The organism is Thauera sp. ZXT1-4 (assembly GCF_052598215.2).
The window spans coordinates 98,703-118,105 of the sequence record NZ_JBQWSN020000009.1 but is presented as its reverse complement, the minus strand read 5'-3'; the positions used below and the strand labels follow the sequence as shown (position 1 = coordinate 118,105).

The 19,403-nt window shown below is 67.8% G+C and carries 13 protein-coding genes and 1 riboswitch; of the genes, 4 read left to right on the top strand and 9 right to left on the bottom strand.

What is annotated here, in order from left to right; all coding sequences use genetic code 11:
• Positions 1-49: 49 nt before the first annotated feature.
• Together ACUH78_RS09425 and ACUH78_RS09420 are read right to left on the bottom strand one after the other, a co-directional pair.
• Positions 50-847 carry a symmetrical bis(5'-nucleosyl)-tetraphosphatase gene (locus ACUH78_RS09425; protein ID WP_445333314.1) on the bottom strand — a complete coding sequence of 266 codons (798 nt, stop codon included), beginning with the start codon at positions 845-847 and terminating at the stop codon, positions 50-52.
• 76 nt (positions 848-923) lie between these two features.
• Entirely contained in the window at positions 924-1,931 is a 1,008-nt protein-coding gene (locus ACUH78_RS09420; RefSeq protein WP_445333313.1) for an NAD-dependent epimerase, read from the bottom strand.
• 214 nt (positions 1,932-2,145) lie between these two features.
• Here ACUH78_RS09420 and waaA point away from each other — a divergent pair, with 214 nt between their 5' ends.
• On the top strand, positions 2,146-3,417 hold the full coding sequence (gene waaA / locus ACUH78_RS09415) for a lipid IV(A) 3-deoxy-D-manno-octulosonic acid transferase (RefSeq protein WP_418364272.1): 1,272 nt from the start codon (positions 2,146-2,148) through the stop codon (positions 3,415-3,417).
• Between the two features lie 20 nt (positions 3,418-3,437).
• Here the strand turns inward: waaA and ACUH78_RS09410 are convergent, their stop codons facing one another.
• The 6 genes from ACUH78_RS09410 to ACUH78_RS09385 form a co-directional block, all read right to left on the bottom strand.
• Positions 3,438-4,742 carry a TolC family outer membrane protein gene (locus ACUH78_RS09410; protein WP_445333312.1) on the bottom strand — a complete coding sequence of 435 codons (1,305 nt, stop codon included), beginning with the start codon at positions 4,740-4,742 and terminating at the stop codon, positions 3,438-3,440.
• Between the two features lie 33 nt (positions 4,743-4,775).
• Positions 4,776-5,099 (bottom strand): rhodanese-like domain-containing protein, encoded by a 324-nt coding sequence (locus ACUH78_RS09405; RefSeq protein WP_445333311.1) that lies wholly within the window; start codon positions 5,097-5,099, stop codon positions 4,776-4,778.
• A gap of 7 nt (positions 5,100-5,106) precedes the next feature.
• On the bottom strand, positions 5,107-5,760 hold the full coding sequence (locus ACUH78_RS09400) for a protein-L-isoaspartate O-methyltransferase family protein (protein ID WP_418364275.1): 654 nt from the start codon (positions 5,758-5,760) through the stop codon (positions 5,107-5,109).
• Between the two features lie 65 nt (positions 5,761-5,825).
• Positions 5,826-9,050, bottom strand: a complete 3,225-nt coding sequence (locus tag ACUH78_RS09395; RefSeq protein ID WP_445333310.1) for an efflux RND transporter permease subunit — start codon at positions 9,048-9,050, stop codon at positions 5,826-5,828.
• Complete coding sequence (locus tag ACUH78_RS09390) at positions 9,047-10,054, bottom strand: efflux RND transporter periplasmic adaptor subunit (protein WP_418364277.1); 1,008 nt, start codon at positions 10,052-10,054, stop codon at positions 9,047-9,049. Before ACUH78_RS09390 ends, ACUH78_RS09395 begins: the two co-directional genes overlap by 4 nt.
• A gap of 192 nt (positions 10,055-10,246) precedes the next feature.
• Entirely contained in the window at positions 10,247-12,064 is a 1,818-nt protein-coding gene (locus ACUH78_RS09385) for a carbonic anhydrase (RefSeq protein WP_445333309.1), read from the bottom strand.
• A 66-nt stretch (positions 12,065-12,130) separates the two neighbouring features.
• Positions 12,131-12,226, top strand: a riboswitch (TPP riboswitch).
• Between ACUH78_RS09385 and thiD the strand changes: the two genes are divergently transcribed.
• From thiD to ACUH78_RS09370, 3 genes are all read left to right on the top strand, one after another.
• On the top strand, positions 12,220-13,113 hold the full coding sequence (gene thiD / locus ACUH78_RS09380; protein ID WP_445333308.1) for a bifunctional hydroxymethylpyrimidine kinase/phosphomethylpyrimidine kinase: 894 nt from the start codon (positions 12,220-12,222) through the stop codon (positions 13,111-13,113). It overlaps the preceding riboswitch by 7 nt.
• An 82-nt stretch (positions 13,114-13,195) precedes the next feature.
• On the top strand, positions 13,196-15,127 hold the full coding sequence (gene thiC, locus ACUH78_RS09375) for a phosphomethylpyrimidine synthase ThiC (protein WP_445333307.1): 1,932 nt from the start codon (positions 13,196-13,198) through the stop codon (positions 15,125-15,127).
• 143 nt (positions 15,128-15,270) lie between these two features.
• The gene (locus ACUH78_RS09370; RefSeq protein WP_418364281.1) at positions 15,271-18,573 is read left to right on the top strand and encodes a DEAD/DEAH box helicase; all 3,303 of its coding nucleotides are present in this window, start codon (positions 15,271-15,273) and stop codon (positions 18,571-18,573) included.
• A gap of 130 nt (positions 18,574-18,703) precedes the next feature.
• Here the strand turns inward: ACUH78_RS09370 and ACUH78_RS09365 are convergent, their stop codons facing one another.
• The gene (locus tag ACUH78_RS09365; RefSeq protein WP_418364282.1) at positions 18,704-19,369 is read right to left on the bottom strand and encodes a YiaD family glycine zipper/OmpA-like lipoprotein; all 666 of its coding nucleotides are present in this window, start codon (positions 19,367-19,369) and stop codon (positions 18,704-18,706) included.
• Positions 19,370-19,403: the final 34 nt, after the last annotated feature.

Genomic DNA, 19,403 nt, shown 5'->3' with positions numbered 1-19,403 from the left:
CTTGGGGCGCCTTCAAACCCGCGCCAGTTCGCTACTCAGCGCTTCCGGATCAGCCAGGCACCTGGAACACGGCGCCGTCCTCGATGCGCAGGGCAGTGAGTTTGCCACCCCACACACAGCCCGAGTCGAGCGCAATCAGACCCGGCTCGCGATAAAAGCCGAGCGCCGACCAATGGCCGCACACGATGGTGTGTGTCAGGCTTGCCCGCCCGGGCACGCGGAACCACGGCATCATGCCTGGCGGCGCCTTCTGCGGCGCCCCCTTCGCACGCAAATCCATGCGCCCCTCTGCAGAGCAGAAGCGCAGCCGCGTCATCGCATTGACGATCACCCGCAGGCGATCCCAACCGCGCAAGCCGTCCGACCAGCGCTCGGGCTGGTTTCCCGCGAGATTGAGGAGAAATTCCTTTGCCCTCTTCCCCGCAAGCGCCGCCGACACCTCGCCTGCCAGGGCTTCGGCACGCGTCACCGTCCACCCCGGCAACAGACCGGCGTGCACCAGCACGTACTCGCCCTGCACACGCAGCAACGGCAGGCAGGAAAGCCAGTCGATGAGCTCTTCGCGGTCGGGCGCTTCGAGTACCTGATACAGGGTGTCGTCCCCGAGGCTGCGCTTCAGGCCGGCATCGACCATCAGCAGATAGAGGTCGTGATTGCCGAGCACAATGCTTGCGGCATCGCCGAGATCGCGCAGCAGGCGCAGCACGCGCAACGAATCCGGCCCACGGTTGACGAGGTCGCCCACGATCCACAGCCGGTCTCCGGCGGGATCGAACGCGATCCGGTTGAGCATGCGCTCGAGTGGCGCGTAGCAGCCCTGGATGTCTCCGATTGCGTAGGTTGCCATCTTTTCCTGTCGCAGCGGCCCGGGGCCAGCTGCGGATCGAGTTCCGATGTGTGGGGGGGGCTCCCCCACGCCCAGATCAGACCCGATAGTACTCGCGGTACCAAGCCACGAACCGCCCCACCCCCTCGCGCACGCTGGTCGCCGGCGCGAAGCCGGTCCAGGCGTTGAGCGCGGCGGTGTCGGCGTAGGTCGCGGGCACATCTCCATCCTGCAGGGGCAGGAAGTTCTTCTCCGCCGTCACCCCCAGTGCCTCCTCGATCGCCGCGATGAACTCCATCAGGTCGACCGGATCATGGTTGCCGATGTTGAACACGCGATAAGGCGCGCTGCCGGTGCCGGGATCGGGCAGCATCGGGTCGAAGGCCGGGTCCGGCTCGGCAACATGATCCAGCGTGCGCAGGACGCCCTCGACGATGTCGTCCACATAGGTGAAGTCGCGCCTCATGCGGCCGTGGTTGAAGACGTCGATCGGGCGGCCTTCGAGCATCGCCTTGGTGAACAGGAAAAGCGCCATGTCCGGCCGACCCCAGGGCCCATACACGGTGAAGAAGCGCAGCCCGGTGGTGGGCAGGCCGTACAGATGACTGTAGGTGTGCGCCATCAGCTCGTTGGCCTTCTTGGTGGCTGCGTAGATGCTGACCGGATGGTCGACGCTGTCGCGTTCGGAGAAGGGCATCTTCGTGTTGCCGCCGTAGACGCTGGAGCTCGACGCGTAGACCAGGTGCAGCACCCGTGAATGCCGGCACCCTTCCAGGATGTTCATGAAGCCGACCAGATTGCTGTCCACATAGGCGTGCGGGTTTTGCAGCGAATAGCGCACCCCCGCCTGCGCCGCGAGATGAATCACGCGATCGAAGCGCTCCTCGGCAAAGAGCTTTTCCATGCCGGGGCGGTCAGCCACATCCATCTTGACGAAGCGGAAGCTGGCATGGGGCCGCAGCTTCGCCAGGCGCGCCTCCTTGAGCGTGGGGTCGTAGTAGTCGTTCAGATTGTCGAGTCCCACGACCTCATCGCCGCGGGCAAGAAGGCGCAGGGTGGTGTGCATGCCGATGAAACCGGCGGCACCGGTGACGAGGATCTTCATGAGAATGGGCGTCGCAACGGGAAAGTTGGCGGGGATTATCGCATGCACGCATCCTGTGAGCGTATTGCAGCGAGATTGCAGTCGTCCGGGCCCTGAACGGCGCCGCTGCCTTGCCAACCGGAGATGAAATCTCGGACAGGCGGCGCTTTCGTGTTCAGGGCGCCCACTGCGCAGCTTGCGTATACTGGCGCGCGTCGCGCCCTCTCCCGATCCGATGCTCAAGCGCCTGCCCTATACCCTGCTGTGGTTGCTCGCCCTGCCCTTCGTGCTGCTGCGCCTGGCATGGCGTGCGCGGCGACAGCCGGATTACCTGCGCAATCTGGGCGAACGCTTCGCATGCTACCAAATGCGCGCACCGGCCCAGGTGATCTGGGTGCATGCTGTGTCGGTCGGTGAAACCCGTGCCGCGGAACCCCTCGTGCGCGCGCTGCTCGCACGCTGGCCTGAGCACAGCATCCTGCTCACCCACATGACACCGACCGGCCGCGACACCGGCCGCAGCCTATTCGGGGACGAGCGGCGCGTGCTGTGCGCCTACCTGCCCTACGACATCGGCTTTCTTGCGCATGCCTTCCTGCGCCACTTCCGTCCAAACTTCGGCGTGATCATGGAAACCGAGTTGTGGCCCAACCTGCTCGCAGCCTGTCAGCGCCGCCGCATTCCGGTGATGCTCGCGAACGCCCGGCTGTCCGAGCGCTCGGCCCGCCGCTATGCCCGTCTCCCCGCTCTGACCGGCCTGACGCTGAAGGCGCTGGCCGCGGTCGGCGCGCAGACCGCGGCCGACGCCGCCCGGCTGAGCCAGCTGGGCGCACGACAGGTCACCATCACCGGCAACATCAAGTTCGACATCACCCCGCCCGATGCGCTGCTCGAACGCGGGCACCGCCTGCGCGCCCGCGCAGGTACACGGCCGGTCGTGCTCGCCGCCAGCACGCGCGAGGGCGAGGAAGCACCCATGCTGGAGGCCTTCCTCCGGCACGCGCCGGCCAACGCGCTGCTACTGCTGGTGCCACGTCATCCGCAACGCTTCGACGAGGTGGCGGCGCTGGTCGCGGCCCGTGGAGTCGCGCTGCAGCGGCGCAGCGCAGAAGGTGCCGTCGCAGCAGGCACACGGGTGCTGCTCGGAGACTCGATGGGAGAGATGTTCGCCTACTATGCCGCTGCCGACGTCGCGCTGATCGGCGGCAGCTGGCTGCCCTTCGGCGGTCAGAACCTGATCGAGGCGTGCGCGACCGGCACCCCGGTGGTAATCGGCCCGCACACCTTCAACTTCCAGGCCGTTGCCGAAGATGCCGTGCGCAGCGGTGCCGCGCTGCGCGCCTCGGACGCAGACGAAGGCATGCGTCAGGCCGCGGCACTGCTCGGGGATATGCCACGGCGGGAGACGATGGCGGCCGCCGGACGGGCATTCGCCACCACGCACCAAGGCGCGACGGCGCGCACGATTGCCATTCTGGAGAGTCTGCAGGCCAGCACCCTGCCGTGACAGGGCCAGAGCGGCCCGGATCAGGGAGCGAGCAGGGCGTTGATCGCCTGCACGTCCTCTTCGCCCAGCGTACCCGCTGCCGCCTTCAGGCGAAGCTGTGCGAGCAGGGTGTCGTAGCGCGCACGCGAAAGCTGCTGCAAGGTGTCGGCAAGCTGGGTCTGCGCGTTGAGCACGTCGATGTTGATGCGCACGCCGACCTCGTAGCCAAGCTTGTTGGCGTCGAGCGCCGACATGGACGAAACCCGCGCCGCCTCGAGCGCCTTGACCTGCGCCATGCCGCTGGTCACGCCCAGCCAGGACTGGCGGGCCTGCAGTGCAGCCGTGCGACGGGCATCCTCGAGATCGGCATCGGCCTTCATGCGCAGCGACGCGGCCTCGCGCGACACCGAGGAAACCCGCCCGCCCGCATAGAGTGGCACATTCAGCTGCAGCCCGATCGAAGTCGCCTCGGAGCGGTCGGTGCCCGGCTGCGGACGATTGTTGACGCCATGGCTGGCGACGATATCCACCGTCGGCAAGTGGCCGGCACGCGCACGCTCGACCTCTCGCGCAGCAATCTCGCGCGCGAGTTGCTGGGCCTGCACACCAAAACTGCCGGACTCCGCCGCTGCGACCCAGTCGGCGATGTTCTCGGGTTGCGGACGCTGCAGCGCCACGCCCTCGCGCAGGCCGGCGAGCGGCTCGGGCTGGCTGCCGATGATCTGCGCCAGGCTCTGGCGCGCGACCTCGAGCTGGTTCTGCGCGGCGATCTCCTGCGCCGAGGCGAGATCGAAGCGCGACTGCCCCTCATGCACGTCGGTAATGGTGACCGTACCAACCTCGAAGCTGGTCTTCGCCAGTTCGAGCTGCTCGGCGGCGGCGGTACGCAACTGCGTCACCGCGGCCAACGCATCCTGTGCATTGAGCACGTTGAAATAGGCTTCTGCGACCCGCAGTACGAGATCCTGGCGAGCGATACCGAACTGCGTCTCCGCGAGCGCAGTCTGCAGTTCGCCCTGCTTGTACTGCACCCAGTTCTGCCAGCGGAACAGGGGCTGGGTGAGTTGCACACCGTAGCCGTTGGTATTGTAGATGTAGTCCCGCCCAGGGCCGGTCGCGGGGGTGATCTCGGAGTCGTTATGGGTCGTACTGGCCGACATCCCGATCTGCGGCAGCAGACCGGCACGCCCCTGCACCACCTTCTCCTGCCCGGCCTCGTACTGCGCGCGTGCTGCGGAGAACTTCGCATCGTTGGCAACCGCGTCCCGATATACCTGCATGAGGTCCGCAGCCGCGGCGCCCCCTGCAAACAGGCCTGTGACAAGAACTGCCAGGATTCGCTTCATCGTGCTCCGCTCCGCTGTTGTGCTGCGCCGCAGTCAATATTGCGGCATGTTCAGATCGACCTCGTTGGCCCAGCCGGCGACGCCGCCGGACAGATTGGCCAGATTGGAGAAGCCCTGGCGCTCGAGGAACATGCACACCTGCCAGCTGCGCCCGCCGTGATGGCAGATCACCACCGTCTCGCGCCCGCGATCGAGCTCCAGGTAGCGCGCCGGCACGCTGCCCATCGGCATCGCCACCGAGCCCGGGATCTGACAGATCTGCAGTTCCCAGGCTTCTCGCACGTCGAGCAGCAAGGGTGCAGGCCGGCTTTCATCCTGCAGTCGTTCGGCAAGCTTGCGCGGAGTGATCTGCTGCATGCGTCGCTCAGAAGCTGAACGGGTCGCGCGCCGGGGCGTTACGCAGCACCGGCACCACGGTCTCGAAGATGTCCTCGGTGCGGAAGCGGCCTTCGGCCTCGCAAGTGATCAGGCGGGCCTTCATCACCGGCGCCTCCCCCACAAACGCAAACAGGCGGCCACCGACCTTGAGCTGCTCGAGCAGCGCCTGCGGCACCGAGGACAGCCCACCCGAAACGGCGATCACATCATAAGGCGCACGCTCGGCGAAGCCATGGATGCCGTCACCCTGCATGACCACGACGTTGCCCACACCGCTGCGCTCGAGGTTGGCGCTGGCCTGCTTGACCAGCTCCGGCTCGATCTCGATGCTGCGCACCCACTCGGCACGCGCGGCCAGCAGCGCGGCGAAATAGCCCGAACCCGAGCCGATCTCGAGCACCGAATCCGACTTCGCCGGACGCAGGGCCTGCAGCACCTTGCCTTCGATCACCGGCTTCAGCATCACCTGCCCGCAGCCGATCGGAATCTCGACGTCGGCGAAGGCCAGTTCGCGATGTTCGGCAGGCACGAACTCCTCGCGCTTGACCGTCATCAGGAGGTCGAGCACGTCCTGATCCAGCACCTCCCAAGGGCGGATCTGTTGCTCGACCATGTTGAAGCGCGCTTTCTCGAAATTCATCAGGGACTCCCGGCAGAATATTAGCACACGCTAATTGTTAGCGTTACCCGTACAGGCAAACCGCGTCATTCTAGCGCAGAAGCCGCAACCCCATCCGCGCTGCCACCGCGCTCGACATGCGAAGGCTTTACCCGGAACCACGCGGCGTACAACGCGGGCAGGAAAAGGATGGTGAGCACGGTGGCCACCGTCAGGCCGCCCATGATCGCCACCGCCATCGGCCCGAAGAAGGTGCTGCGCGACAGCGGCACCATGGCGAAGATGGCAGCGGCGGCGGTGAGCATGATGGGGCGGAAACGCCGCACCGCAGACTCCACGATCGCGTCCCAACGCGTGCGCCCCGCCTCGATGTCCTGACGGATCTGATCCACCAGGATCACCGAGTTGCGCATGATCATGCCCGACAGTGCAATGGAGCCGAGCATGGCGACGAACCCGAAGGGCTTGTTGAACGCGAGCAGGAAGGCCGTCACGCCGATCAGGCCCAGCGGCGCCGTCAGCACGACCATGAAGGTGAGCGAGAAGCTCTGCAGCTGCAGCATCAGCACCGTGAGCACGACGAGCACGAAGATTGGCATGCCGGCGCCGACCGATGTGGTGCCCTTGGCGCTCTCCTCCACAGAGCCGCCGACATCAAGCCGGTAACCGAGTGGCAAGGCGTCGCGGATGCCCTGCATCTGCCCGGCCAGCTGTCCCACCACGACGGCAGGCTGCGTGCCGCCGTAGAGCGAGGCGCGCACGGTGACGGTGGGGATGCGGTTGCGGCGCCAGATCACGCCCGGCTCGAAGTCGTGTTCCAGACGCGCGATCTGCGCCAGCGGCACACTGCGTCCGCCCGCCACCGGCAAGGCCAGATCGGACAGCTGGGACAGGTGAACGCGCTCGGATTCCGCCCCGCGCAACACCACGCCGATGGTCTCGGTGCCCTCGCGGAACTGGGTCACGGTCATGCCCTGCAGCGAGGTTGCGAGCAGGTTCGAAATGTCCTGGGTGCTCACCCCGAGCAGGCGGGCCTTGTCCTGATCAATGGCCAGGCGCACCACCTTGGACGGCTCTTCCCAGTCCAGATGCACGTTGGACAGGTGAGGATTGCCGCGCATCGCCTCGGCCACGGCGTGCGCCTGACGGCGCAGCTCGCCAAGATCCGGCCCGCTCACCCGGTACTGCACCGGGAAGCCGACCGGCGGCCCGTTCTCGAGCCGGTTGACAATGCCGCGCAAGGGCCAGGGCTCATCCTGGAACAGGCGGATCAGCTTCTCGCGCAACGCCTCCCGCTCGGCCAGCCCGGCGGTCAGGATGACGACCTGCGCGAAACTGGTCTGCGGCAACTGCTGGTCCAGCGGCAGGTAGAAGCGCGGGCTGCCGCTGCCAACCCAGGACACGTAGTTCTCGATACCGTCCTGCTCGCTCAGGAAGGCCTCCAGCCGCAGCACCGCCGCCTCGGTCGCCTGATGCGAGACGCCCTCGGCCATGCGCAGATCGACGAGCAGCTCGGGCCGGGTCGAATCCGGGAAGAACTGCTGCGGCACGAAGCGCCCAAACGCAAACAGCGATGCTGCGAAGATCGCCACCGTGAGCACGATCACCACCCAGCGCAGGCGCACGCAGGCGTCGACCAGCCTGCGCAGGCGGTTATAGAAGGCGGTGTGGTAGATCGCAAACTCGTCGTGCTGCTCGTGGGCATGGAGGTCGTGCTCCGCCATGCGGCGCCCGATCGCCGGCCACAACTTGCCGACCAGGCGCGCCAGCCAGGAGGGCTTGCCTGCGCGCTTGCTGAAGTCGGGGAGCAGGTAGTAGCCGAGATAGGGCACGAAGATCACCGCCGCGATCCACGAAACCAGCAGCGCGGTCACCGTGACCTGGAAGATCGAGCGGGTGAACTCGCCCACCGATGAGGCAGCCAGCGCCACCGGCAGGAAGCCCGCCGCCGTCACCAGTGTGCCCGAGAGCATCGGCATCGCGGTCGAGGTCCAGGCGTAGCTCGCCGCCCTCACCCGGCCCCAGCCCTGCTCCATCTTGCTCGCCATCATCTCGACCGCGATGATGGCGTCGTCCACCAACAGGCCAAGCGCGATGATCAGCGCGCCGAGGGAGATCTTGTGCAGGCCGATGTCCAATAGGTGCATGAACATGAACGTGATCGCCAGCACCACCGGAATGATCACCAGCACCACCACCCCGGTGCGGAAGCCGAGCGACAGCAGGCTCACTGCCATGACGATGATCACCGCTTCGGCCAGCACCTTGACGAACTCGTTCACCGCCCGCGTGACCGCGCGTGGCTGATCGGCGACACGTTCGAGCCGGATGCCCGCCGGCAACTGGGCGTCGATCTTCTCCACCGCCTCGTCGAGGTGACGACCGAGCGCCACGATGTCACCGCCACTGCGCATCGACACGCCGATACCGAGCGCCTCCTGCCCCATGTAGCGCAGCCGCTCGCCCGGCGGGTCGGCGTACCCGCGCCGCACCTCCGCGACATCACCGAGCCGGAAGCTGCGCCCGGCGGCACGGATCACCGTATCGCGGATCGCGTCGAGATCCTCGAACTGGCCCGAGGGGCGCAGCCAGACGCGCTCCTCATCCGTCTCGAAGAAACCCGCACCCGTCTCCGCGTTCTGCTGGGCAAGCGCGCCCACGATGTCGTCCAGGCGCAGGCCGAAGGTCGCGAGCTTGGCATTGGAGATCTCGACGAACACGCGCTGCGGCTGCTCGGCGAAGAAGCTCACCTTGGCAACGTCCTTCACCCGCAGCAGCTCGCTGCGGATCGCATCGGCGTGGCGCTTCAGCTCCGCATGGCTGACGTCCTCTCCGACCAGCGCGAAGAGGTTGCCATAGGTATCACCGAACTCGTCGTTGAAGAAGGGCCCGCGCACGCCTGCTGGGAAAGTGCCGGCAATGTCGCCGATCTTCTTGCGCACCTGGTACCAGATGTCGGGCACGTCGCGCGAAAGGGTCGCGTCCTTGACGATGAAGAACACCATCGTCTCGCCCGGCTTGGAGTAGCTGCGGATGACGTCGGCCTGTGCGATTTCCTGCAGCTTCTTCTCGATCCTGTCGGTGACCTGCTCGGCCATTTCGAGCGCACTCGCCCCGGGCCACTCGGCGCGGATCACCATCACCTTGAAGGTGAACGGAGGGTCCTCGGACTGGCCCAGGCGGGCATAGGAAAACAGCCCGAGCAGGGTCGACACGATGAGGAAATACAGCACCAGAGCGCGGTGCTTGAGCCCCCACTCGGAGAGATTGAAGCGCCCGCTCCCGATCGGGCTGGGCTCGGGCAGGCTCATCGTGCAACGTCCAGCAGCACGGGCGCGCCCTCTTCCACTGCGCGCACCTGCTCGCCCTCGACCAGGGTATGCACGCCGGCCACCACCACCCTCGCCCGTGACGGCAAGCCGCCGCGAACCAGGGCGCCATCCTCGCGCCAGGCCGCAACCTCGACCGCATGCGGCGCCAGCCTGCCGTCGGTATCAACCAGCCATACGGTGGCCGCAGCATCGTCCAGCCGGGTGAGCGCTGCCAGCGGCAGCAGCAACGCATCGCCCGCCTCGGGCATGGCAAACCGCACCCCTGCCGTAGCCCCCAGCGGCAAGCCTGCATCGGCCTCAGCCAGCGCCACGCGCACCGCAAAGGTCCGGGTTGAGGCATCGGCCGCCGGCGCGATCTCGCGCACCTGTGCCGCATACTCGCGCTCGGGAGCCGCCCAGGCCCGCACCACCGCGGGCATGCCCTGGCGCAACGCGCCGGCGCGCCCCTCTGGCACATGGATGAGCACCTCACGCGCTTCCGGGCGGGCGAGACGGAACACCGGCTGCCCCGCGCCCACCACCTGCCCCGGCTCGGCCAGTACGGCCGTGATCACCCCGGCTGCGGGGGCCTCCAGGCGGGTATAGCCAGCCTGGTTGGCCGCGCCCTCGGCCTGCGCCCGCAACTGCCGCAAGCGCGCCTCGGCGGCCTGCAGCGCCGTGCGGCGCGCATCCAGCGCCGCGGGCGAAACGAACTTGCGCGCAGCCAACTCCTGCGCCCGCGCGTATTCGGCCCACGCCAGCGCCAGATCCGCCTCCGCAGCCATCGCCGCAGCGCCCGCGGCATCGGCCGCAAGGCGCGCATCCTCGGGATCGAGCAGCGCAAGCGTCGCACCTGCTGCCACCTCCGACCCCACATCGACCCTGCGCTCGACGAGCTTGCCACCGATCCGGAAGCCGACGTCGACCTCGATGCGCGCACGCACCTCGCCTGCATAGTGCTGGATAGCCTGCGGCGCCGCGGCGCCGTCTACGGTGCGCACCATGACGGCGCGGAGCGGCGGCGTTTCGGGTGCGGGCGCAGAGCAGGCGGCAAGCAAGCAGCAGCCGCCCAGAAAAATCGGGGCAAGACGGGAGCGCATCGGGGATCGATCTCTATGCAAGGCAGGCATGCCGCATGGGCACCGCGGCCGGCCTGCGCGACGAAGCGGCGTTAGTGTAACGCCGCAAAGGCCCGTTCAGCGCGACTCGAGCACGAGGCGGCCGTTATCCGGCTGGATCGGACGGCCGTTGCGCGGATAGAGTCGCGCAAAAACGTCGAGCTGGGCGTCAGAGATCCGCACCGGCGTCTTCATTACCACCCACAGCACGTCCTCCGTGCACGGCGGCGTGGGCAACGAGCCCGTGTAGAGGAAGTGCCCGGGGTCCTGCGGCACCATCGTCGCCAGGTCGATCACCGCCTCGGGCGTGAACGCACGCCCGCGGTCCAGCGGCAGGTTGGCCCACAAGGTGCGAAACAGGGGGTGCTCCTCCCCCCCAGCGGACAGCAGCACCGAGAGGATCATCTGCCGCCCGTCGGCGCTGCGATGCTCGAGATAGGCCGCCATGCCGTGCGCCATGCCACCGACCCGGTCCTGCGAGGGGCGATGCAGCGTGAAGCGCTCAAGCTCATAGCGCACGCCACGCACGATCACGCCCATGCCGTTGCCAACATCCACCTGCAGCAGGTTTCCGGTGTCGCGGATGCGGAACCCGCTGCGATGGTAGTGGAACCTGACCGGCTCCAGATCCACCGCAAGCCCGTCACGCAGGTCGATCGGCGACTGCCGCCTGCCCTCTTCGCAGACGCGCCACTCGGGCCGCAAGCGCCCCCAGTGCTCGGGCCCGGTCTCGCCTGCATAGCTCCAACCCGGCTGGCCTTCGCCCACCGCGCTAAGACGGATGGCCTGCCGCGCGAGCAGGTCGGCGATCGCATCCTGCTCTGCCGGGACGGCCGCTGCATCTCGACGCACCGCCGGCGAGCGCGGCGCCGCCAGGGCCACGTCGCGCGCACGCGCGCTGAGCGCCGGACTACCCTGACGGGACACAGCCACGGCCTTGCGCGCAGGCGCAGAAGGGGCACCTGCCGGGGGCGGCGCGGGCGGCTTGCGGGTTTCGGCCGGCGAGACCACTGAAACCGCCGTCACCGGACCCGATTCCTTCGAAGGAGTGGCCACCTGCGGCTGGGGGCGGACCGCCTGCGTGGCCGGAGGCTCGGGTGGCCGTTCCGCTTTGGCTGCGAGCGTGGGGATCGGGGGGAGGATGGATGTGCGCGGAGCACTGTCGGCAGCGGCGCCCTGCCCCCCGGGCAGGAACTTGGCAGGAATCTCCACATGGGTTTCGAAGGCAGGCACCACCTCGCCCCGGTCCGTCGGCACGGCTGCGGTTTTCAAGGCGGCCGGCGGGGTCTCGGGCGCCGCTGCGATGCTGCCTGCACGCTCGCGCCCCGCAGCGCCCCCCTCGTCCGCGACCGGCGGCTTCGCTTGAGCGGGCACTTCAGGCTTCGCCACAGGCGCCACGGCCGTGGCGGCCCCGTCCTGCCGGGCGGCAGCGGCGCTTGCAGCCTCGCTGGCGAGCTTCTGCAGGTCGGCTGCGGAGGGCGGATCGCAAACCTCGCGCCACATCCGCTCATCGACCGAACCGCGCGCGACCTCCAGGAAAGTCTGGTCCACAACCGACTCCTCGCGCACGATGTTGTCGAAGGCATCGACATACACGCGCTTGATGGTGGTGAAGCTGCGCTTACGACAGTCGTAGCGATTCAGGGCCTTGATCATCGCGTACCCCGAGGCGCGCGCCTCTTCGGTGGTCAGCACCACCCGTCCCCAGGAAATCTTCGTGCCCCCATCCGAGGTCAGGATGCTGCCACGGTCGATCTCGACGCGGCGATTGCGGTCGCTCAGCACGAGTTGCCAGTCGGCAGCCTGCACGGCTCCGGCAGCCTGGGCGAGCAGCAATGCGGCAAGGATCGAGCGGAAAGGTCTCATCGTCGTAGGCGGATGCGGAATGTTCATCATGCTAATCGACCTTCTCCACAAAATCTTGAGCACCTTGCCACGCCCGGGAGCATCCAGTATCGTCCCAGCTCTCGTTAGGGGTGCCCGCCGCGCACGGGCTGAGAAACACCCTTGGAACCTGATCCGGCTCGCACCGGCGTAGGGAAACGTAATTCATGAGCTCGTCCGCCACATCCGCTGCCACCGGCAGCGCGTCGCCCGCTTCTTCCGCCGTCCGATCGCACATCCCCAACGTCGTCTCCATCGCCGGGGTTGATCCAAGTGGCGGCGCTGGCGTATTCGCCGACCTCAAGACCTTCTCCGCGCTCGGCGCCTACGGCTGCGGCGTGGTTGCCGCCCTCACGGCGCAGAACACGCAGGCGGTCACCGGCGTGCATGTACCGCCCACCGATTTCCTGCGCCTGCAGATCGACACCCTGTTCGCCGACGTCGCAATCCACGCCACCAAGATCGGCATGCTCGGCAGTGCGGAGGTCACCGCCACGGTGGCCGACCGCCTCGCGCACTGGAAGGCCGCCCGCGTGGTGCTCGACCCCGTCATGGTGGCCAAGAGCGGCGACAGCCTGCTGGCGAAGAGCGCAATCTCGGCGCTGCGCGAGGCGCTCTTCCCGCAGGCCTTCCTGATCACCCCCAACCTGCCCGAGGCCGGCGTGCTGCTCGAGCAGCGCGCGCCCGACACGGTCAAGGAGATGTACCGCGCCGCCGAGCGCCTGCGCGAGCTGCTGCCGCTGTCCTCCGAGCGCTGGGTGCTGCTGAAGGGCGGCCACCTGCCCGGCAACGAGCTGGTCGACCTGCTCTTCGACGGCGACCGTATGGTCGAGCTGCCGGCGCAGCGCATCGACACCAAGAACACGCACGGCACCGGCTGCACGCTCAGCTCGGCGATCGCTGCACTGCTGCCGCAGGCCGAGGGCCAGTTCCGTCCCGTCGAAGCCGCGGTGCGCCATGCACGCCAATGGTTGCTCGGTGCGATCGCGCATGCGGGCGAGCTGGCGGTCGGCAGCGGCCATGGACCGGTGCATCACTTCCACGCACTGTGGAAGCGGTGAGCGCATCCACCACCGGCGCCTGCCCGCCGGCATGCATCCCATGCAGCACATAACCAACGCTCCCCCCTCCCCAGGAGACCGCATGAACGCCAACGAGAAATTCATCGCCGCCAAGGCCCATGTCGACGAGGCCGCGATCGCCCCGCTGCCCAACTCGCGCAAGATCTACGTCGAGGGCTCGCGCCCCGACATCCGCGTGCCGATGCGCGAGATCTCGCAGGCCGACACCCCGGCCTCCTTCGGCGCCGAGCAGAACCCGCCGATCTTCGTCTATGACTGTTCGGGCCCCTACTCCGACCCGGCCGCGAAGATCGACATCCGCTCCGGCCTGCCCGCGCTGCGCCAGCAGTGGATCGAGGAGCGTGCCGACACCGAGCTGCTGCCCGATCTTTCGTCCGAATTCGGCCGCCAGCGCGCCGCCGACAAGAGCCTGGACGAGTTGCGCTTCCCCGGCCTGCATCGCAAGCCGCGCCGCGCCAAGGCGGGGGCCAATCTCAGTGGCAATGTCACGCAGATGCACTACGCCCGCCGCGGCATCATCACCCCCGAGATGGAATACGTCGCCATCCGCGAGAACCTCAACCGCGAGCAGTACATCGCCTCGCTGCGTGCCAGCGGCGGCCTCAAGGGCCAGAAGATGGCCGAAATGATGCTGCGCCAGCACCCGGGCCAGAACTTCGGCGCCAGCCTGCCGGCGACGATCACCCCCGAGTTCGTGCGCGACGAGATCGCCCGCGGGCGCGCCATCATCCCGAACAACATCAACCACCCCGAGTCCGAGCCGATGATCATCGGCCGCAACTTCCTCACCAAGATCAACGCCAACATCGGCAACTCGGCGGTCACCTCGAGCATCGCCGAAGAGGTCGACAAGATGACCTGGTCGATCCGCTGGGGCGGCGACACGGTGATGGATCTCTCCACCGGCAAGAACATCCACGAGACCCGCGAGTGGATCATCCGCAACAGCCCGGTGCCGATCGGCACGGTGCCGATCTACCAGGCCCTGGAGAAGGTCAACGGCAAGGCCGAAGACCTCACCTGGGAGATCTTCCGCGACACCCTGATCGAGCAGGCCGAGCAGGGCGTGGACTACTTCACCATCCACGCCGGCGTGCTGCTGCGCTACGTGCCGCTGACCGCCAACCGCATGACCGGCATCGTGTCGCGCGGCGGCTCGATCATGGCCAAGTGGTGCCTGGCGCATCACAAGGAGAGTTTCCTCTACACCCACTTCGAGGACATCTGCGAGATCATGAAGGCCTACGACGTGGCCTTCAGCCTCGGCGACGGCCTGCGCCCGGGCTCGATCTACGATGCCAACGACGAGGCGCAGCTGGGCGAGCTCAAGACCCTGGGCGAGCTCACCGAGCTCGCCTGGCGCCACGACGTGCAGGTCATGATCGAGGGCCCCGGCCACGTGCCGCTGCAGCTCATCAAGGAGAACATGGATCTGCAGCTCGAGTGGTGCAAGGAAGCGCCCTTCTACACCCTGGGCCCGCTCACCACCGACATCGCCCCGGGCTACGACCACATCACCAGCGGCATCGGCGCGGCCACCATCGGCTGGTACGGCACCGCGATGCTGTGCTACGTGACGCCCAAGGAGCACCTCGGCCTGCCCAACAAGCAGGACGTCAAGGAAGGCATCATCACCTACAAGCTGGCTGCGCATGCCGCCGATCTCGCCAAGGGCCACCCGGGCGCGCAGATCCGCGACAACGCCTTGAGCAAGGCGCGCTTCGAGTTCCGCTGGGAGGACCAGTTCAACCTCGGCCTCGACCCCGACAAGGCGAAGGAGTTCCACGACGAGACCCTGCCCAAGGACTCGGCCAAGGTGGCGCACTTCTGCTCGATGTGCGGCCCGCACTTCTGCTCGATGAAGATCACCCAGGACGTGCGCGACTTCGCCGCCCAGCAGGGCATCGACGAGGCCGAGGCGCTCAAGAAGGGCATGGAGGAGAAGTCGATCGAGTTCGTGAAGGGCGGGGCCGAGGTGTATCGCAACGTGTGATGCCGCTCGCCGCCGTTTGAGCATCGACGGCCCGCAACATGCGGCCCGTCGGGTTTTGCCGTGCATCAAGCGCCAGCATCTGCATCCGGCGTGTAAACTGACGGGTTTTCCGCTCGCGCCCGCCTCGGGCCTGCCCTTCGCCGATGACCCCGCTCGACCGTTTCACCCAGGATGATCTGATCGCCCAGCTCGGCATGGAAACCGTGGCCAAGGGGCTGGGCTACCTGAGCCGGGTGAGTGCGCTTTCGGCCGAGGGCGGCGAGGTGTCGGCGCTGGTGAAGGGCCGGCAGCGCACGCCTTACAACGTGTATGCGAACGTCCTCGAGGAAGACGGGCGCCCCGCGCTCACCAGCACATGCACCTGTCCGATGGGCTACGACTGCAAGCACGTGGCGGCAATGATGCTGGTGTGGCTGCACCAGCGCGGCCGCCCCGAGCGCCCGCGGGAGCAGGTGCGGGCCTGGGTCGAAGGCTTTCGCCAGGCGGCCCGCGCGCTGGGCCCCGGAGGCACGGACACGACCAGGACGAACAAGACGCTACACGCGCTGCACTACGTCATCGAGCCCGATGCCTACAGCAGCGACTACCGCGTCCTCTGCTACAAGGTGCGCCTCGACCAGCAGGGACAGATCCGCCAGCACGAGCGCTGGAGCAACATCGAGCGCGCGCTGCAGGCTCCGCCCGCCTTCGTCGCGGAGGACGACCATGAGGTTCTGCGCCTGCTGTGGGCACACCGTCCGCGCGGCCGCCCGATGCTCAATGAAGGTGTGATGCTGGACGGCAAGCACAGCGCCGAGCTGATGGCGGCCTTGCTCGCCAGCGGTCGCGCACACTACGACCGCCTCGCTGGCCCGGTACTGAGCGCGGGCGAGCCGCGCCCGGGCACACCCGACTGGACGCTCACCGCCGACGGCCTGCGCGCCCCAACGCTCAAGATCGAGCCCGCTGCCGACCACGTCCTGCCGCTGCTGCCACTCTGGTACGTGGACGTCGCCACGGCAAGCGCCGGCCCGGTCACGCTCGAAGTGCCTGCCGAACTGGTGCAGCGCATGCTGTGGCTGCCGCCGCTGACCCAGGCTGAATCCGAGCTGGTTGCCGAAACGCTTGCCGACGTGGCCCCTGCCCTGCCCGTACCGACCCTGCGCGGCGAGCCGCCAATCGAGCTCGGCGGTGTGCCGGTGCCGGTGCTGCGCCTGGAATCGCGCCCGGTGCTCCAGGTGCGCTATCGCAGCTACGCCGCCTACGGTACCTATGTGCTCGATCTCGCGCTGCTCGCCTTCCGCTACGGACCGTTGACGGTGGAAGCAGGCGACGCCCGCCTCTTCCACCCCTTGCCCGACGGCCGCAGCGCCCGCCTCACTCGCGACGAGGCCGCCGAGCGCACCGCCGCACAGCGGCTTGCGGCGGCCGGTTTCACCCGCATTCCGCCCGGCGCGGTGCAGGCCAGCTTCGGCCCCCTGCCGGCCGATGCACTCGGCCTGGCAAGCGAGGCGGAATGGTCGACCTTCATGGCCGGCGCCGTGCCGACGCTGCGCGCAGAAGGCTGGGAGATCGCGTTCCCAGCCGACTTCCGCCACAACGCCATCGACATCGACGCACTGATGCTCGACATCGACGAGCACGAGGACGGCTGGCTGGGCCTGTCGCCCGGCATCGAGGTGGACGGCAAATCCCTGCCGCTTGCACCGCTGCTCGCCGGCCTGTTCGCCCACGACCCACGCTGGCTCTCAGGCAGGCTGGACGACATCGACGACCACGAGGCGCTGATCCTCGAGGACGAGACGCTCGGCCGCCTGCGCATCCGCGCCGGGCGGGTAAAGCCGCTGGTGCGCGCGCTGGTCGACCTCTTCGACCGGCCAGACCACGACTGGCGGCTCTCGAAGCTCGATGCCACACGCCTGGCCGACCTCGACCTGCCCGGCCGCGGCCACGATCTGGTTTCCAGGCTCACCAGCCGCCTGCGCGACGCCGCGGGCATCGAGGCGGTGAATCCGCCGAAAGGCTTCCGCGCCGAACTGCGCCCCTACCAGCTCGAGGGCCTGGCTTGGCTGCAGCACCTGGTGCGCCACGACCTCGCCGGCATCCTTGCCGACGACATGGGCCTGGGCAAGACCGCACAGACGCTCGCCCACCTGCTCACCGAGAAGCACGCCGGCCGACTCGACGCACCCGCACTGGTGATCCTGCCGACCTCGCTGGTGTTCAACTGGCAGGCCGAAGCCGAGCGCTTCGCCCCAGAGCTGAACGTGCTGAACCTGCACGGCGCCGACCGCCACGCACGCTTCGACGAACTGGACGCGGACGGCAAGGACAGCGAGAAGATCGACATCGCGCTCACCACCTACCCGCTACTGTGGCGCGACGCCGAGCAGTTGCAGGCGCGCGAGTGGAGCCTGCTGATCCTCGACGAGGCACAAACGGTGAAGAACGCCGCCAGCAAGGGCGCGCAAGTCATCCGCCAGCTCAAGGCCCGCCATCGCCTGGGCCTCACCGGCACGCCGCTGGAGAATCACCTCGGCGAACTGTGGGCGCAGTTCGACTTCCTGCTGCCGGGTTTCCTCGGCACGCACAAGCAGTTCACCCAGACCTGGCGCACGCCGATCGAGAAGCACGGCGACACCGTGCGCCGCGACCTGCTCGCCGCCCGCCTGCGCCCGTTCATCCTGCGCCGGCGCAAGGAAGACGTCGCCACGGAGCTTCCGCCCAAGACCATCATCGTGCGCAGCGTGGGCCTGGAGGGCGGCCAGCGCGACCTGTACGAGACGGTACGCGCAGCCATGGACGAGAAGGTGCGCGCCGAGATCACGGGCAAGGGCTTTGCGCGCAGCCAGATCGTGATCCTCGATGCACTACTGAAGTTGCGCCAGGTGTGCTGCGACCCGCGCCTCCTCAAGTCCCCCGCCGCCGCACGCGTCAAGGAGCGGGCCAAGCTCGACCTGCTGATGGACATGCTGCCCGAACTGATCGACGAGGGCCGACGCATTCTGGTGTTCTCGCAGTTCACCACCATGCTGAGCCTGATCGCCACCGAGCTCGACAAGGCGAAGATCGGCTGGGTCGCACTGACCGGGGACACCCGCGACCGCCGCATTCCGGTCGAAGACTTCCAGAAGGGCCGCGTGCCGGTGTTCCTGATCAGCCTGAAGGCGGGCGGCGTGGGACTCAACCTGACCGCCGCCGACACCGTGATCCACTACGATCCGTGGTGGAATCCGGCGGCGGAAAACCAGGCCACCGACCGCGCCCATCGCATCGGACAGGACAAGCCGGTGTTCGTGTTCAAGCTGGTGTGCGCGGGCAGCATCGAGGAGAAGATCCTCGCCCTGCAGGAGAAGAAGGCCGCGCTGGCCGAGGGCGTGCTCTCGGAGGATGCGAATGCGCTGGCAAAGTTCGGCGAGTCGGATATCGCCGCCCTGCTTGCGCCGCTGCCAGCCCCGGCCCGCTGACAGGGCGCATGCCGCCCGTTCATGACGAGCGGACAGCCCGGCCCCGCGGCCCACTCCCGACGATTCGCTGGCACAGACGCAAAAAACCCGGCCGGGCGGGCCCAGGCCGGGCTCGTCGCGTCCCGAACGCTTAGCGCGCCGGTTCTGCGATGAAGATCTCCACGCGGCGGTTCATCGCCCGCCCTGCTGCGGTCGCATTGTCGGCCACGGGCTGGTAGGAGCCCCGGCCATCGACCGCGATGCGCTGCGCCGAAACGCCGCGCATGACCAGATAGTCACGGGTCGCCGCGGCACGATTCACCGAAAGCGGGTTGTTGATGGCGTCGGAGCCGGTGCTGTCGGTGTGACCGATGATGGACACCGTGGTCACGGGGTGCTGATTCAACGTAGCGGCCAGGCGGTCAAGCACCGGACGCATGTTCGGCTTGATGTCATACCGGCCCACGTCGAAAGAGACATCCGAGGGGATATCCACCTTGAGCTGGTTGTCGGCCGTCTGGCTGATGCCGATACCGGTACCCGCGGTGGCCTGCTCCATCTCGGCACGCTGCTTCTGCATGTTCTGCGACCACAGGTAGCCGCCCGCGGCCCCGATCGCCGCGCCAACGGCTGCGCCGGTCGCCGTGCTCTTGCTCTTGTTGCCACCCGCAGTGGCACGTCCGATGATCGCACCCGTCACCGCCCCGATGCCTGCGCCAACGCTGGCGTCACGCTGGGTTTCCGTCATGTTCGCGCAACCCGACAGCCCGCCCATGGCGAGCGTGATTGCGGAAAAGGTGATGATGACTTTTTTCATGTTGTTTGCCTCCGTTGAGCTGCGGGAATACGAA